This is a genomic window from Streptomyces sp. P9(2023) (assembly GCF_032436795.1).
Taxonomy (GTDB): Bacteria; Actinomycetota; Actinomycetes; order Streptomycetales; family Streptomycetaceae; genus Streptomyces.
Genome location: NZ_JAUPWM010000408.1, coordinates 1 through 277 on the forward strand (window position 1 = coordinate 1; position 277 = coordinate 277).

Consider the following 277-nt stretch of genomic DNA (forward strand, 5'->3'; position numbering starts at 1 on the left):
GGCTCAGCGCCTGGCGCTGGCCGCCGGAGAGCAGGCCCACCTTCGTCTTCAGGCGCCCTTCCAGACCGAGCTCCAGGGACTTCAGCTCCTCGACGAACAGCTCGCGGCGCTTGGAGCCCACGCCCAGGCCAAGTCCGCGGAAACGGCCCCGGGCGTAGGCCAGCGCCATGTTCTCCTCTATGGACATGGTCGGCGCGGTGCCGGCCATCGGATCCTGGAACACCCGGCCGATGTACTTGGCGCGGGAGTAGTCGGCCATCTTGGTGACATTCTTGCC

Annotated in this window: 1 pseudogene; it reads right to left on the reverse strand. The window is 67.9% G+C overall.

Features of this window, described 5'->3' with window-relative positions:
- A pseudogene (locus Q5762_RS38130) lies at positions 1–259 on the reverse strand (ABC transporter ATP-binding protein); the annotation flags it as partial.
- Between the last annotated feature and the right edge of the window lie 18 nt (positions 260–277).